Genomic DNA, 14,269 nt, shown 5'->3' with positions numbered 1-14,269 from the left:
ACCTGCACAGCGAACCTGCTTCGCACGGACAGGACGCCAGTGCTCATCAGGAGCACACCGCCCCCGACGCCGAATCGAGTTCGGCTCATGAGGTGGACGGACGCGGCGGGCACGGTGGGCACGGGGACCATGCCGCGCAGTTCCGTGACCGGTTCTGGTTGACGCTGGTCCTCGCGGTGCCGGTGGTCGTCTGGTCGCAGCACGTGCAGATGCTGCTCGGGTATGCCGCGCCGCAGGTGCCGGGCCAGGACCTGATCGGCCCGGTCCTGGGGTCGGTGATCTTCTTCTACGGCGGGTGGCCGTTCCTCACCGGAGGCTCGAGCGAGCTGCGGTCCCGCACCCCCGGGATGATGCTGCTGATCAGCCTGGCCATCACCGTGGCCTACGTGGCCTCGATGGCCACCGCGCTGGGGGTGTTCGACCAGGAGCTCTGGTGGGAGCTGGCGCTGCTGATCGCGATCATGCTGCTGGGGCACTGGATCGAGATGCGGGCCATCGGCCAGGCCCAGGGCGCGCTGGCCGCGCTGGAGGATCTGCTGCCCGACGAGGCGGACCGGGTCATGCCCGACGGCAGCACGGAGACGGTGCGCAGCAGCGACCTGCAGACCGACGACCTGGTCCTGGTCCGGCCCGGGGCCCGGGTCCCTGCCGACGGCGTGGTGGCCGAGGGCACCGCGGACGTCGACGAGTCGATGATCACCGGGGAGTCCACCCCGGTCAGCCGGTCCACCGGCGACACAGTGGTCGCGGGCACGGTCGTCGCCGACTCCAGCCTGCGGGTGCGCGTGACCGCCACCGGCGACGACACCTCCCTGGCGGGGATCCGGCGCCTGATCGAGCAGGCGCAGTCGTCCCGCTCCCGCGCCCAGGCCCTGGCGGACCGGGCGGCCGCGCTGCTGTTCTACGTGGCCTTGGCCTCGGGGGTCCTGACGGCGCTGGTGTGGACGCTGCTGGGTCAGCCGGCGTTCGCCGTCGACCGCACGGTCACGGTCCTGGTGATCGCCTGCCCCCACGCCCTGGGGCTGGCGATCCCGCTGGTGACGGCCATCTCGACCGCGAAGGCCTCGCGGTCCGGGATCCTCGTCACCGACCGGATCGCGTTGGAGCGGATGCGGACCATCGACGCGGTCCTGTTCGACAAGACCGGAACCCTGACCCGCGGCCAGCACGTCGTCGCGGCCGTAGGCACGGCCCCCGGGCACGACGAGACCGAGGTGCTGCGCCTGGCCGGTGCGGTCGAGGCGGACTCCGAGCACCCGCTCGCGCGGGCCATCCACGCCCACGCCGTCGAGGCGTCTGCAACCCTGCCGACCGCGACCGGGTTCCGGTCGCTGACCGGCCGCGGGGTCCAGGCCGACGTGGGAGGTCGCACGGTGTCGGTCGGGGGCCCGGCGCTGCTGCGTGAGCTGGACGTCAACGTCCCCGACGAGCTGGCCGCCTGGGCGCGGCCCTGGACCGAGCGTGGGGCCGCCGTGCTGCACGTGGTGGCCGACGAGACGGTCGTCGGGGCCGTGGCGCTGGAGGACGAGGTGCGCGACGTGTCCCGCGAGGCCGTCCGGGCCCTGCAGGACAGCGGGGTCACCGTCGCGATGGTGACCGGCGATGCCCGTTCCGTCGCCGAGGCCGTCGGGCGCGAGCTCGGCATCGACGAGGTGTTCGCGGAGGTCCTGCCGCAGGACAAGGACGCCAAGGTCACCGAGCTGCAGGCCCGCGGGTTGAGCGTGGCCATGGTGGGTGATGGGGTCAACGACGCCCCCGCGCTGTCGCGTGCCGACGTCGGCATCGCCATCGGCGCCGGGACCGCGGTCGCGGTGCAGTCCGCCGGGATCGTGCTGGCCTCCGACGACCCCCGGGCCGTGCTCGCCATCCGGACCCTGTCGGCCGCGACGTACCGGAAGATGATGCAGAACCTGTGGTGGGCCGCCGGCTACAACATCCTCGCCATCCCGCTCGCGGCCGGCGTCCTCGCCCCCGTCGGGTTCGTGCTGCCCATGGCCCTGGGGGCCGTCCTGATGAGCGCGTCCACCGTCGTGGTCGCTCTGAACGCGCAGCTGCTGCGCCGGGTCCGGCTGGAGGGTCTGGAGCATGAGGAACCTGTGGCGGCGCGGACGGCAGAGCCCGCTGACGCATGAGGCGAGCATCAACCGGCGGGATGGCCAGCGGATCGGCCGGCGAGCCGATCGGCGGGCTGGTCGTTGCGGGGTTGGTCGGGGTGGCGCTGATGGTGTGGCTGGGGCGGGTGGTGCGCGTGCGGCGGGGCGTGGACCGGGCCCGCGTCTACTGGTCGCGACCCCGCGGGGACGTGGGGGGTCTGGTCTACGTGGCCCTGGGTGATTCGGCCGCGCAGGGTGTCGGCGCGAGCCGACCATGGAACGGCTACGTCGGGCAGCTCGCCGAGACGCTCCGCCAGGGCAGCGGGAAACCGGTGCTGGTGATCAATCTCAGCGTGTCCGGGGCGAAGGTGGCCGACGTCACCGAACGGCAGCTGCCCCGCCTCGCGGACCTGGATCCGGACCTGGTCCCGGGCCTGGTTCCGGATCTGGTGACGGTGGCCATCGGCGGCAACGACGTCATCGGCTATGACCGCGCCCGGTTCGAGGCCGACGTGGCCCGCCTCGTCGCAGGTCTGCCCGAGGGCACGTTCGTCGCGGACGTGCCGTACTTCATGCACGGACACTGGGAGACCGACTCCGCCGAGGCGGCCGGCATCATCCGGGACGCCGCCCGCGAGGCGGGCCTGGTCGTGGTGCCGCTGAACGACGAGCTCCGTGGCCAGGGGTGGTCGGCGATGCTGACGCAGACCGCGGCCGACGCGTTCCACCCGAACGACCACGGCCACGCCGTCTGGGCCCGGGCGTTCTGGCGCACCATAAGCACGTCGGGTTCACCCCCGGTCGACCAGAGCCCGGTACACGGTGCCGGGTGATCGTCCAGTGCCGTCGCGTCGAGCCGATCACCCACCCCTGCGCTCAGCCCGTCACCAGCGGGTGGCCTAGGAGTGGGCCTGCGGCGCGGGTGTCCCGTGGCTCCTGGTGGCGATGGTCTGGGCGATGACGATGGTGGCGGCGACGGCCGCGGCGACGACGACCGTCAAGGGGTCGTCCTGGACCTTCAGGACGGTGAAGGGGACGAGGATGGCGAGGTCCAGCACGACCGTGAGCCCCGGTATCCAGGGCGTCGCGCCGGTCTTGTCTCGGAGGTGGCGGATGGTGCCCCACTGCACGGCGATGTCCATGGCGAGGTAGAGGAACGCACCCATGGACGCGATCTGGGTGAGGTCGAGGAACGCGGTGGCCAGGATGGCCAGGCCGGCGGTGATGACCATCGGCTGGTGGGTGATTGTCTTCGGCAGCGACGGCGCCTGCCCCATGTCCTGCAGCATCGCGTACAGGCGCGAGACGGAGTAGAGGCTGGCGAGCAGCCCTGACAGGGTGGCGATGACGGCGACCGCGACCGTGATCCCGACGCCCCAGGCGCCGAAGAGCGGTTCCGCGGCCTGGGCGAGGGCGTAGTCGCGGGCCTCGACCGCACCCTCGGCTCCGATGCTGGCTTCGACGGAGACGGTGATCAGCAGGTACAGCACCGTGCAGATGAGCAGGGAGCCGATGATGGATCGTGCGATGTTCTTCTTGGGGTCCTGGAGGTCGTCACCCTGGTTGGTGATGGTGGTGAAGCCCTTGTAGGCCAGCACGCACAACGTGGTCCCGGCGAGCAGCCCCACCACGTCGAACCCGCTGCCCGACGCCTGTGCGCCGAACCCGTCACCGGTCGAGGCGACGCCGATCAGCCCGGCGATCGCCAGGACCGCGATGCCGACGATCTTCAGCACCGCCGTCGTGGTCGCCGACCGTTCCACCAGGGTGTTGCCCACGAGGTTCACCGCGGCCGCGGCGACGATCGCCGTCACACCCAGGAGGGGGACGAGGACCTGCGAGTCCTGCAGCCCGAACGGGCGCAGCAGGTAGGTGCCGAACGTGCGCGCGAGCAGGCTCTCGGCGACCACCATCGACACGTACATGAACAGGGAGAACGACCCCGCGGCGACGCCCGGACCGTAGGCGTCCTTCAGCAGCATCGCGATGCCGCCGGAAGAAGGATTGACGCTGGAGTAGCGGACGTAGGAGTAGGAGCTGACTCCCGCCACGATCGCTCCGAGCAGGAACGCCACCGGGAACCAGTCGCCGGCCAGTCCGGCGACCTGGCCGATCAGGGCGAAGATCCCCGCGCCGATCATCACGCCGGTACCGAGTGATATCGACCCGGTGAGAGAGATCTTGTCGTTCGTGCGAACCATCGTCGGGCCTTTCCTAGGGATCTCGTCGTCGCGTGCGTGGTCTCGACGCGTACGGGTGGGGTGGTCGCTTTCTCGCGAGCTTGGCTGGACAGGCGCCCTGTCTCGGCCGAGAGGGGATGTCGGGGTGTCGAGGTCCTGCTCCCTGCCTACGGACTCGGATGTCGTCGCCGGGGCGGCGAGCCGCGGCCGTTGGCGGCGGAGGTGCCCGTCGGGGCTCGGGTCGGGGTTGTCCTGGGGAACTCGCTTGCGCGTGTCGTCTCATCCACGTCCTCGGCGGCTGCGGCCGTGCCGCCTTCGACGTGCGTCTCGCGTCCGGGTCGTCGTCGGCTGCTGATGAGGATGTAGCCCACGGCCAGCACGACGACGAGCAGGGCGGTGAGCTGGTTCACGCGGACCCCGAGGACGAGGTTGGCCTCGTCGACTCGCAGCAGCTCCAGGACGGCCCGTGCGGTGCCGTACATGGCCAGGTACAGCGCGAACGCCCGGCCGTGCCCGAGGCGGTAGCGCCGGTCGGCCCAGATCACCACGGCCGCGGTGAGCAGGCTCCACAGCGACTCGTACAGGAACGTCGGGTGGAACGTCTCGGCGTCGGGGTAGGCGGCGGGCCGGTTCTCGGGGTCGATCCGCAGCCCCCAGGGAAGGCTGGTGGGTCGGCCGTAGATCTCCTGGTTGACGTAGTTGCCCCAGCGGCCGAAGGCCTGACCGATGGCGATGCCGGGGGCGAGGGCGTCGGCGAAGGCGGGCAGGGGGATGCCGAGGCGGTGGCAGGCGTACCAGGCGGCGAGGCCGCCGCCGATCAGGCCGCCGAAGATGGCTAGGCCGCCCTCCCAGATCCGGAGGATGTCCCAGGGGTCCCGGCCCGCTCCGACGTAGTCCTGCAGCCGGGACAGCACGTGGTAGGCGCGGGCGCCGATGATGCCGCCCGGCACGGCCCACATCAGGACGTCGACGACGGTGCCGGACTGCCCGCCGCGGGCGATCCAGCGCCGGTTCGCGAGCCAGCCGCCGACCACGATGCCGGTGAGGATGAGCAGGGCGTAGGGCCGGACCGGGATGACCCACAGATACCAGGTGCCCTGCGAGGGGCTAGGGATCCCGGGGGAGGCTGCGGAGACCACCTGAGACAGGTCGCTCACGAAGGGCAGGACGCTCACCTGGCCCCTCCAGCGGTGGGTCGGGAGGCCGGGGCGGGGGTGAGCCCGGATCGCAGCTGCCAGGTGTAGGCCAGGACGGCGAGGACGGCCAGGGCCAGCCAGGTGCGGTCTCCGCCGGGGATGTAGTGGCTGCTGATGTGGCCGAGGAACACGTCCATCCACCGCTCGTGGGCCACGCCGGCGCGGAACAGCAGGTCCGGGGCCATCGCGACCAGGTGGAAGCCGAGCACGCTCAGCAGCTGGGCCGGGGCGGGCCGGGCGCGCCATCGCAGGTGCAACGCGTGCCAGGCGACGGTGACGATGACCGCGACGAGGAAGTGCGTGGACCAGTGGAACGCCGCGTCGTGACCGGTGTAGGTCCGGTACAGGACCACCTCGGCCACCACGAGCACGACCGCCTGAACGGCCAGGGTCAGCGGCCGCAGGGCCGGCGGGGGGCCCGGCGGGAGGCCCGGCGGGAGGGCCGGCGGGAGGGCCGGCGGGAGGTTGGTGGTCATGGGGTGGACTCCAGGATGGTGGTGACCTCGAACGCGTTGTCCGGCCATGACGGGTCCAGGGTGGAGTAGCGGACCACCCCGGCGGCGTCGACCACCGCGTAGCCGATCCCCGGGCCCTCGTCGACAGGCCGCGGCAGTCGGACCGCCGCGGCGAGCGACTCCTGCGGGTCCTCGACCACGTCCACCAGGCGGGGGCTGTCCTCGGGACGGTCCTCGGTGCGGTCCTCGGGGCGGCGGTTGCTGTCGTCCTGGCCCTGAGCGTCGTCCTCGCGCGGGGGGCCTTGGACCACGACGGTGACCTGCACGGCGGCTGGGAGGGAGTGGCGCCAGGTGTCGAGCACGTCAGGATCGGGTGCGTCCCGTACGAAGAGCAGCACGTTCGGTACGTCGCGCAGGTGCACGCCCGCAACGTCTGCTGCCACGGTCGGGCCGTCCAGGACCAGGCCGTCCCGCTGCTGTGCGGCGTCCGGCTGGTCCAGCGGGCCGGGACCGCGTGAGCCCAGCAGGACCGCTCCGACGAGCAGCAGGCACGTCACGAACCCGGCGACCAGTACCGCTGTCCCGGCCGGCGGCCGGACCCGGTCACCGGACCGGGGTGAGCCCGGCCGCGTCACGACGGGCCGCCGGCACTCAGAAGAGCGAGCCGGTCCCAGGTCTGTCCCTGGTCGTCGGAACGTAGGACCTCCTCCTCGGTGGCCGCGAGGTAGCGGCCATCTGAGGTGACCGCGAAGGCGGCCGGCGCGGCGGGCAGCGCACCGACTCGGGTCCAGGAGTCCGTGGTGAGTTGCCAGATCGTGCCGTCGACGGCTGCCCCGACCAGTCTGCTCGGGCTTACGGACGTGGTCTCGACCTGGGACAGCAGGACCGGCGGCTGCGGGTCGAACTGCGTGAACGTGGTCCCGTGGTCCGGGCTCGCGAGCAGGCCCTCCACGGTGGTGGCCAGCAGCGCGGTCCCGCGGGTCGACCCGGTGTCGACGGCGAGGTCGGTGACGGCCTCGAACGTCTGACCGTCCTGCCAGGTGCTGCCGCCGTCGTCGCTGGCCAGGACGGCACCGCTCACGGAGTCCCACCCGAACACGTCCGAACCTTCCGCGGTGAGCGCGTGCAGGTCCGCCTCGCCCAGCAACGACACCGACGTCCACGTCTGACCCGCGTCGGTGCTCTCGATCAGACCGAGGTGGGCCGGGAGGTCCTCGCGCAGGTCGGGGTGCCCGCTGCCCAGCAGGCGCCCCTCGTCCACGGTGAACCCCATCGTGTCCTGCCACCGGTCCGCGACCCGAACCGGCGACTCGTCCGGCTCGTCCTGGCTCAGGCGGAACAGGCCGGTGTGCGTGGCCACCAAGACGTCCCCCGACGTCGCGTCCACGCCGAGACCGTGGACATGACCCATCCCGGGATCGGTGAAACCCGCCGCCGGGTCGCCGCCCTCCTGCCCGCCGGCACAACCGGCGAGCAGCAGGACGAACGAACCCAGCAGCGACGGGGCCACCGCACGCAGGACGCGCGATACCCGCCGGCGGGTCATGACGCGTCGAGCAGGTCCTGCATCCGAGTGATCTCGGACTCCTGGGCGGTGATGATGTCCTCGGCCAGGGCGCGGGTGTCGGGGTTCTCGCCCTCGTCGAGCTGGGTGTTCGCCATCTCGACCGCACCCTCGTGGTGCTCGATCATCATGGTCAGGAACATCTGGTCGAACTCGGCGCCCTGGGCGGCCTCGAGGTCGGCCATCTGCTGCGGCGTCATCATCCCGGACATGCCCTCCATACCGGCCATGTCGTCGGCGTCCATGGTGCTGTGGTCCATGCCCTCCATGTCGTCCATGGGCATCTCGGAGGCGTCGCCCATCGGCGCGTCGGCGCCCCATGCGTCCAGGAACGCGGTCATGGTCTGGATCTCCGGCTCCTGCGCGGCGGAGATCTCCTCCGTCAGCTCGAGGACGTCGGGGTTGTCGGTGCGGTCCTCGGCCAGCTCGGACATCATCACCGCCTGCCGGTGGTGGGGGATCATGCCCTGCGCGAAGGCGATGTCGGCGTCGTTGTGGGCCTCGGCCACCTCGGTGGCCGCGGTCGGGGCGTCCCCGGCCGAGGCCGAGGTGGTGTCGTCCCCGCAGGCAGCGAGAACGAGGGTCAGGGTCGCGGCAGCCGCAAAGGCTGCCGCGCCGCGTCGCGGCGTGGTCATGGTGGAACTCCTGTCGTCATGTACGGGTGTGTGAAAGGGCCGTGCCGGCGCGGACGCCGAGCCCGGCTACACCCGGATGACGCAGAGAGCGACGCGTGGTGGAGACCACCGCGACGCCAGGACGCTGACGCCCTGCATCACATCGCAGACACAGATGCGTAGGTGCTCGACCGTCGTAGAACGGCGTAGGAGCAGCAGGGCAACCCCGGCCAGGGCAACCCCGACCAGGGCGACCACACAGCCCGCAGCCAGGTCGTGGTGCTCCGCAGGCGTCGGCCGGTCCGGGGCATGCCCAAGATCGGTGCTCCCCGCCCCAACGTGCGCCTCGATGGCCGCGGACGGGCCGAACTCCGCACCACCGGTCTGAGGGCCGGGTTGGACCTCGGTGTGGGCGGCCGTGTTCGCGGGGAAGGTTGTGGCGACCTGGTGCTGCTGACCGTGGATGTCCGCATGGGCCGATATCGCGAGGAACCCGTGCATCGTGAAGAAGCCCGCGGCGAAGACCAGCAGCACGCCCAGGTGGGCCCACCGGCTCACCTGCCCGCTACGGACCTCACGGCACTGCACCCCATCAGGGTACGGGGAGCGACAAGCGCAGACCCGCACCGGAGGGCCCGCAGCGGACCCCCCGCTCAAGGCCACGCCACTGCCATAGGGACTGCTGCACGAGTAGGTGACATCCAGCCTGTGGCGTGAGCTGTTCCGGTAGCCGACCGCCGGCTGGGTCGCCCAGGCCGCCAGGCGGGAGGGGAGTACCCAGGGCTTACGGTCCCCCGCCAGACCCGTCCGGCCGACCGTCCCGCTCAGGTGCGCTGAACGACGCGGCGGTGGAATTGTCTGTCCAGTGCACGGAGCCGGCGACCGAGGCGTCTCGGACCGCAGTCGCCTACCGTCGACCGCTGGTCGACCGTCGAGGGTGCTGACTGACCCCAGCCCAACGTCAATCGCGGTGGGTCCAGTGTTCTTGCATGGGATGCAACTCTCGGTGGCTGAGCTCCGCTAGCCAGGATTGTGATGACCGCTGGCCATCCCGCCCCCCACACTCACCGAGTTGTCATGGGCAGAGTGCCTGACGGTATCGGTGACCAGATGCGCGACGAAGGGGCGTCACGTGCTGCCGCCGGGGACCGCCACGCCGAGCTGTCCACGGCGGCTGCGCTGCCCGCGATACCCGACCGCAGTCCGCAGACAGTCCGCAAGAGGTCGGAAAACCCTCGCCGGGGACCGCAAGCCACGATAGACGTTTCCGCAGGTCAGACCGCCTTTCGGTCAATGACGACGACTGGCCGTTTCCGCAAGAACAGTTCGAGCTGTACTACGACATCTGATCCACTGCGGTCCTCGTGACCGCAACCACGCGCTGACCGGCGCGTTCGCGGAGCGGGTCCCCGTCCGGGGGACCCGCTTTCGCATGGCTCGACATGATCGGGACCGTCTGCACGGCAGGCCTCCGCGCGCCTGACCTGGCCGACCCCGGGGACGTCCAGCACCCCGCTCGAACCGAGTTCGGCGTGGTTGACGCGCGTCGAGTACGCAGGCGCCGGGTGAGGCACGTTCGCTTGGCCGCTGAGGAAGCACCAGCGCAGCCTGCCCACCTGCGGCACCATCATCCCCATGCGACGACCACCCGGTCGCGGGCTCGCGGGTGAAGCGGCGGAACCGCAGCGCGAACGGCAGCGTCGCCGGGCGGACGCCCCCGAGGTGCGAGCACGCAGATCCAAGGGGGCACGACTGCGGCGGGCTCTGCTGTCGTGGGCGCTGCACTCCGTCGGCATCGTCGTTGTGGTCCTGCTCATCTGGTCCGCTGTTGCCCTCGGCCCCGTCATCGACGGACCCAACAGCTGGCGACAGGTCCTCGCCCTCGGTACGGCCGCCCCGGTGCTCGCCGTGCTCACCGCCCTCGTCCCCTTGGACCTGCTCAGCCTCGCCCCCACAGCGCGCGTCTGGCGCCGGCTCTGGCGCAGCGTGAGGCTGAGCCGGCCCTCGGCGCGCAGGGCGTGGCGCGCCCGGTACGGGCACCTGAACACCGCCAACGCCTGGGACCTGTGGGGGGCCACCGGGATGCTGGCCTCGCGGAACGACCATGACGAGGCCCTGCACCGAGAACGGGCCGACCACCTCCGCGCCCGGCGCGAACGGCGCGAACGACGCAGGGCCGGCCGCCCGGCGAGACGCCAGGGCACGCCGTAGCCGCAACCTCCGTCGACGCAGGGAGGTCCTCTCGGGACCCGCGTCCGTCCGCGGCGTCCCGCCCTCACCCGCACAGGGTGAGTCAGAGTCGTATCGCGGATCGTGACCTGCCTTCTTGACTAGGTTCGGTCGACCGGGCCGCCCAGGCCCCAGGAGGGTGAGGTCCGCCGTCACGGTCCGACGCACCCCCTGGCCGGACGTCGCCTCCTCCCTCCCCGCGTCCAGGAGGGAACGCCATGAGCGCACGACCACATCCCCACCCATCAGCCGACGGACCCGTCCCCGAGTGCGCGGGCCGGCGCATCCGGGCGCGGCGTGGCCAGGGACGACGCCTGCCCGACGGGCTGCTGGCCGCGCTCGAGCGGGCGTACCGCGCCGACCTGAGGCAGATCCGGCTGCACGAGGACGCCGAGGCCGACTCGCTGGCCCGGACGCTCGACGCGGACGCGTTCACCTCCGGCACGGACATCTACCTGCGCGCAGGCGCACCGCGCCCGGACTCCGACGCCGGGGTCGAGCTGCTCGCGCACGAGGTCGCCCACGTGCTCCAGCAGTCCGCTGACCCACAGCAGTCCACGGACCGGCCCGACCCGGTCGAGCCCGAGGGCTGGCTGCGGGCTGAGGACGAGGCCGTCGCCGCGGCCCGGGCGTTCACCGCGGAAACGCTGCCGGCTGGTACCCGTCGCCACCGGGCCGCACGCCCCGCGGACGCCGGTCCGGTGGTGGTGCAGCGGCACTCCTCCTGGGAGCACCGGATGCTGGGTGACGTCCGCACCGCCGACTTCGCCGCGATCGCCGCCGGCGGCGAGGGCCGCAAGGACTACCTGCGCCGGGTCAGGGACTTCCTGCTGCTCTGGTCGACGGACCCGGACGTCAGCGCCGCGAGCATCACCGAGCGGTTCCCCGAGATCCGCCCCCTGACCTTGCGGGTGAGCGGGCTGGTGGTGACCTACGGCGAGCTCAACACCCTGGCGGACTACCTGGCCTCGCCAGCCGAGCTGGACAGCATGCCGAAGAACCTGCTCCTGCCGCTGCTGCAGCAGGTACGGCAGGAGGGCTTCGCCTGGGTCAGCTGGGTGCTGGAGGACCAGTGGCTCGACAAGGACCTCGTGTTCGGCGGCTTCGTCGGCTCCGTCGCCGACACCACGGGGTCCGACACCGCCGACGCGCTGTGGGAGACCTACAGGCTGGACGGCTTCACCACCACCTTCGGCCCCCGGGGCATCAACGCCTACTCCTCGCTGCTGGCCCGCAACGCCTGCCACTTCGCGCCCCACTCCTGGTACCGCTGGGAGCAGTTCTACCTGCAGGCCCGGGCCTTCGCGGTCCAGGCCGCCCACGCGACCGGGCACCGCAAGGACCGGCTGACCAACCTCGCGTGGATCAACCACGGGTACGCCGACCACTTCCTGCACGACTCGTTCGCAGCCGGTCACCTGGTCAACAAGACCCTGGTGATGCAGTGGTACCTGGACTGGGTCGGCACGTTCTCCTCGGTGCCGGACTGGGACCTCTTGCAGTTCATGACGCTGGCCCACCAGCCCGACCTGGCCGGACGGCCGCTGTACTCGGCGTTCCACGACCCGAACCGGCGGGGCGAGGTGCGCGACCCGCAGACCGCGTCGGAGCACTGGTCCCTGGCCCGACGGACGGCGGTGTCCGGCGTCCGGGCGGACGGCAGCCCGCTGGGCAGCTCGTACAAGCGGTGGCTGGCGTTCCTCAGCGTCGGGGTGGTGCAGCTGGCCAGCAACACCGTCCACGACCACTTCAACTCCTCCTCGCTGTGGGTGTCGTCGGAGGACCACCCGCAGGCCTTCCAGCTGTACGGGGACAACACGATGATCAAGGGTGGCGACGGGTACCAGGTCGCCAGCGCGACCGCCCAGCTCTCGCAGCGGTCCATCACCGAGCTGCTGGCCGGGGGCACGACCACCGTCACGGCCTCCGACATCGCCCGACGGTTCCCCAGCCGGGTGCACGACGCGGGGTCCCCGGCCGTCAGCCAGAGCCTGGAGGAGTGGGCCTACGGCTACCAGCAGCAGGCGGGTGCCGTGTTCGACGGGGTGAAGAACCGTCTGGTCGGCTTCCTCCGTACCCGACTGGCCCCCATCACCATCGACAGCACCGGCGGCTGGAGATGGGCAGGGGTCGAGGGGGAGGCCCTCGACGTGGCCGTGGGGGCCGACGGGGTGGCGTGGGCGCTGGACGCCGACCGGCTGGACGCGCAGGGGAACGGACGGGTCCGGTACCGGGACCAGCTGACCCGGGCGAGGTGGGTCGACGCCGATGGGGCCGGTGTCCGGATCGCGGCGGACGGTGACGGCGGCGCGTGGCTCGTGAACGCGGCCGGCGACTCCTTCTACACCCCGAAGCAGAAGGTCGCCTGGCAGAAGGGCAAGCGTGCCGTCGTGTCCGGCGTCGAGGGCCTGGTCGACATCGCCGCCGGCACCGACGGGTCGGTGTGGGCGCTGGCCAAGGCACCCGTGCCCGGCGGGCACCAGCTGATGCGCTGCGTGCAGGGCACCGGCAGCCACTCGTGGCAGCCCGTCGCCGGTGGGGCCACCGCCGTGTCGGTCGGCCCGGACGGACTCCCCTGGGTCGTCAACGAGGCCGGTTCCGTGCTCAGGCTCGTCCCCGGCAACGGGCCCGACCCCGCCGTCGGCGACGGGGCGACCTGGGTCGACGCCACGCCGGCGGGTCGGAAGGCCACGGACATCGGGGTCGGGACCGGGTCGCGGACGTGCGTCTGGATCACGACCGGGACCGGGGTCATGGTCTGGAACGGGCGCGGGGCCGACCGGCCGGCCACGGGCACGCGGCTGGAGCTGGACTGGGAGGACATGGGCGGTGTGGCCCAGCGCGTCGCGGCGGGCGGTCCGGACAACCGGCCGTGGGTCCTCAACCAGCACGACACCTACCTGCTGATCCCGGGGCAGACCGCCACGGCCGAGTTCTCGACCGGTGACGCCGGCAAGGTGCAGGGCACGGCCCGCGCGACGGGCGGGTCGCTGTTCCAGGGTGAGCAGGTCGCCGTCAACGGCTCCACCGACCTGAGCGGGGTGGTCGTGGGCAACAGCGGCGCCCGGGTGTACTCCATCCGGCTCGACCGCTCGGCCCTCGTCGGCTTCAACTACACGTTGTTCATCGACGGCCAGGGGCCGACCGGTGTGGGCTCCGGGTCGTTGTACCTCTTCTTCGAGGACGAGGGTGGCTTCGTCGAGCGCAAGCAGTTCTGGCTCCACGACCGCCATACGCTGACGGACGACTACAACGGCGCCAAGGCAGGTATCCGCCGCATCAGCTGGTCCCCCGACATCGACGACCCGGCGCGCCCTCACTGACCGGCTTAAGCAGGGCCGCCTCACCTCGGCGTGACCGCGTACCGACCAGCGAAACGGATGCCCGGCAGGGGGCCGGTGGCCCGGCGGGGCCCCGTCCGGTGTCGCTGGTCGGTACGGGCGGGCGGTCAGGCGGGGTCGGTGACGTCCGCGACCTGGGCGCCCAGGTGGGCGACGACGTCGTCGGCGGACACCGTGACGGCGACGCCGTGGGCTCCGGCGCCGATGGACACCGTGCGCCCGACCAGCCGCTCGTCGGCCAGGACGGGCAGGACAGCGGCGGAGCCGAACGGGGTGATCGTGCCCCGCTCGTAGCCCGTCACATCGCGTGCGGCGGCGGCGTCGGGCATCGAGATCCGGTTGACCCCGAGCAGGGCGCGCAGCTTCGGCCACGAGATCTCGCGGTCGCCGGGGACGAGGACGAACAGGTGGTCGCCCGCGGCGCGGCGGACGACCATGGTCTTGACGAGCGAGTGGGGCGGCACGCCGCGCGCCTCGGCCGCCTCGGCCAGCGACCGCACGGGGCCGTGCCGGGTGACGGTGTACGCCAGCCCGGAGCCGGCCAGGGCGCGCAGGGCGGGGGTGTCGTCGTCGCTCCGGGCGTCCATCGTCCGACCC

At 72.0% G+C, this 14,269-nt stretch carries 12 protein-coding genes; 4 read left to right on the top strand and 8 right to left on the bottom strand.

The window, feature by feature from the left end; translation table 11 throughout:
* The first annotated feature begins 92 nt into the window (after window positions 1–92).
* Window positions 93–2,132 carry a heavy metal translocating P-type ATPase gene (locus SJY06_RS12620; RefSeq protein ID WP_380167884.1) on the top strand — a complete coding sequence of 680 codons (2,040 nt, stop codon included), beginning with the start codon at window positions 93–95 and terminating at the stop codon, window positions 2,130–2,132.
* 20 nt (window positions 2,133–2,152) lie between these two features.
* Window positions 2,153–2,926, top strand: a complete 774-nt coding sequence (locus SJY06_RS12615; RefSeq protein ID WP_380167883.1) for an SGNH/GDSL hydrolase family protein — start codon at window positions 2,153–2,155, stop codon at window positions 2,924–2,926.
* Window positions 2,927–2,992: 66 nt separating this feature from the next.
* Here SJY06_RS12615 and SJY06_RS12610 read toward each other — a convergent pair whose 3' ends face one another.
* The 7 genes from SJY06_RS12610 to SJY06_RS12580 all read right to left on the bottom strand — a co-directional run bounded on the left by SJY06_RS12610 (window position 2,993) and on the right by SJY06_RS12580 (window position 8,690).
* The gene (locus SJY06_RS12610) at window positions 2,993–4,294 is read right to left on the bottom strand and encodes an APC family permease (RefSeq protein WP_380167882.1); all 1,302 of its coding nucleotides are present in this window, start codon (window positions 4,292–4,294) and stop codon (window positions 2,993–2,995) included.
* 146 nt (window positions 4,295–4,440) lie between these two features.
* Window positions 4,441–5,448, bottom strand: coding sequence for a prolipoprotein diacylglyceryl transferase (gene lgt / locus SJY06_RS12605; protein ID WP_380167881.1), 1,008 nt, complete (start codon window positions 5,446–5,448; stop codon window positions 4,441–4,443).
* Complete coding sequence (locus SJY06_RS12600) at window positions 5,445–5,945, bottom strand: hypothetical protein (protein WP_380167880.1); 501 nt, start codon at window positions 5,943–5,945, stop codon at window positions 5,445–5,447. The genes lgt and SJY06_RS12600 overlap by 4 nt, the downstream gene beginning before the upstream one ends.
* Window positions 5,942–6,481, bottom strand: a complete 540-nt coding sequence (locus tag SJY06_RS12595) for a hypothetical protein (RefSeq protein ID WP_380167879.1) — start codon at window positions 6,479–6,481, stop codon at window positions 5,942–5,944. The genes SJY06_RS12600 and SJY06_RS12595 overlap by 4 nt, the downstream gene beginning before the upstream one ends.
* Window positions 6,482–6,555: 74 nt before the next feature.
* Window positions 6,556–7,311: a WD40/YVTN/BNR-like repeat-containing protein gene (locus SJY06_RS12590; RefSeq protein ID WP_380167878.1), complete on the bottom strand. Its 756-nt coding sequence runs from the start codon at window positions 7,309–7,311 to the stop codon at window positions 6,556–6,558.
* A 155-nt stretch (window positions 7,312–7,466) separates the two neighbouring features.
* Window positions 7,467–8,123 (bottom strand): DUF305 domain-containing protein, encoded by a 657-nt coding sequence (locus SJY06_RS12585; RefSeq protein WP_380167877.1) that lies wholly within the window; start codon window positions 8,121–8,123, stop codon window positions 7,467–7,469.
* A 66-nt stretch (window positions 8,124–8,189) separates the two neighbouring features.
* On the bottom strand, window positions 8,190–8,690 hold the full coding sequence (locus SJY06_RS12580; RefSeq protein ID WP_380167876.1) for a hypothetical protein: 501 nt from the start codon (window positions 8,688–8,690) through the stop codon (window positions 8,190–8,192).
* A 1,134-nt stretch (window positions 8,691–9,824) separates the two neighbouring features.
* Between SJY06_RS12580 and SJY06_RS12575 the strand changes: the two genes are divergently transcribed.
* The gene (locus SJY06_RS12575) at window positions 9,825–10,313 is read left to right on the top strand and encodes a hypothetical protein (protein WP_380167875.1); all 489 of its coding nucleotides are present in this window, start codon (window positions 9,825–9,827) and stop codon (window positions 10,311–10,313) included.
* Window positions 10,314–10,549: 236 nt separating this feature from the next.
* The gene (locus SJY06_RS12570) at window positions 10,550–13,654 is read left to right on the top strand and encodes a DUF4157 domain-containing protein (protein WP_380167874.1); all 3,105 of its coding nucleotides are present in this window, start codon (window positions 10,550–10,552) and stop codon (window positions 13,652–13,654) included.
* Window positions 13,655–13,779: 125 nt separating this feature from the next.
* On the opposite strand, the gene SJY06_RS12565 is transcribed toward SJY06_RS12570, so the two are convergent.
* The gene (locus SJY06_RS12565; RefSeq protein WP_380167873.1) at window positions 13,780–14,259 is read right to left on the bottom strand and encodes an aminoacyl-tRNA deacylase; all 480 of its coding nucleotides are present in this window, start codon (window positions 14,257–14,259) and stop codon (window positions 13,780–13,782) included.
* Window positions 14,260–14,269: the final 10 nt, after the last annotated feature.

Origin of the sequence: Jannaschia sp. R86511 (genome assembly GCF_042466345.1) — a bacterium.
Classification (GTDB): Bacteria; Actinomycetota; Actinomycetes; order Actinomycetales; family JBBAYJ01; genus Aquipuribacter.
The sequence above is the reverse complement of the archived record's forward strand: the minus strand, read 5'-3'. Positions and strand labels throughout refer to the sequence as shown.

Coding starts and splice junctions, on each gene's coding strand:
- SJY06_RS12615 (WP_380167883.1), top strand. CDS start 2,153: ATGGCCAGCGGATCGGCCGGCGAGCCGATCGGCGGGCTGGTCGTTGCG.
- SJY06_RS12610 (WP_380167882.1), bottom strand. CDS start 4,294: ATGGTTCGCACGAACGACAAGATCTCTCTCACCGGGTCGATATCACTC.
- SJY06_RS12600 (WP_380167880.1), bottom strand. CDS start 5,945: ATGACCACCAACCTCCCGCCGGCCCTCCCGCCGGCCCTCCCGCCGGGC.
- SJY06_RS12585 (WP_380167877.1), bottom strand. CDS start 8,123: ATGACCACGCCGCGACGCGGCGCGGCAGCCTTTGCGGCTGCCGCGACC.
- SJY06_RS12570 (WP_380167874.1), top strand. CDS start 10,550: ATGAGCGCACGACCACATCCCCACCCATCAGCCGACGGACCCGTCCCC.
- SJY06_RS12565 (WP_380167873.1), bottom strand. CDS start 14,259: ATGGACGCCCGGAGCGACGACGACACCCCCGCCCTGCGCGCCCTGGCC.